The organism is Bhargavaea cecembensis DSE10, assembly GCF_000348905.1.
Taxonomy (GTDB): Bacteria; Bacillota; Bacilli; order Bacillales_A; family Planococcaceae; genus Bhargavaea; species Bhargavaea cecembensis.
Genome location: NZ_AOFT01000038.1, coordinates 1 through 568, shown reverse-complemented (window position 1 = coordinate 568; position 568 = coordinate 1). Strand labels below are relative to the sequence as shown.

General features: G+C 52.3%; 1 protein-coding gene and 1 pseudogene. Both read left to right on the top strand.

The genetic code is table 11. The annotated features are described in order from the left end of the window. Positions 1-216, top strand: a pseudogene (locus tag C772_RS16915) (IS3 family transposase); the annotation flags it as partial. A gap of 26 nt (positions 217-242) precedes the next feature. Further along, positions 243-568 (top strand): IS3 family transposase (locus C772_RS15940; protein ID WP_152419795.1); only part of this gene is annotated, 326 nt, incomplete at its 3' end.

Sequence of the window (568 nt, the reverse complement as noted above, 5' to 3'; positions counted from 1 at the left end):
CAATCGCTAAAGCGATGGAGGAAATCGTATGACGCCCTTGGCGAAGACGGTCTGTTGTCCGAGCGTCGGGGCCGCGGAAGCGCCGGTCGCCCGGTAACACGGGATCTGTCCGCGGAAGAACAACTGAAAAAGGCACAGGCCAAGATCAAGTATTTAGAGGCTGAACTGGAATTGTTAAAAAAGTTAGAGGCAGCCGAGAGGAGGCTGAGGAAGTAAGACTTACACCGGGAGAAAAATATGCATTGATTGAAGAAGTGATCCGAACGTATGGGCTCAAGAGAGCCGTCGCCTATCTATGCAGGGTCGCGGGAGTCCGCAGGCAGGGTTACTATGAATGGCTAATCCGCTGTGAATTACGCGACCTCTGTGCGGAGGCGGATTATGAGGATGCCCTTCTACTGATCGAGATCCAGGAACGGAAGAAAGGGAAAGCAGGATACCGCACCCTACATATGATTTTGAGGAATGAATATGGTGTCGTCATGAACCACAAGAAAATTCTGCGCCTCACTGGCCTCTTTGGCCTTCATGCCAGAATCCGGAGAGCCCATCCCTACAGGAAGATGGC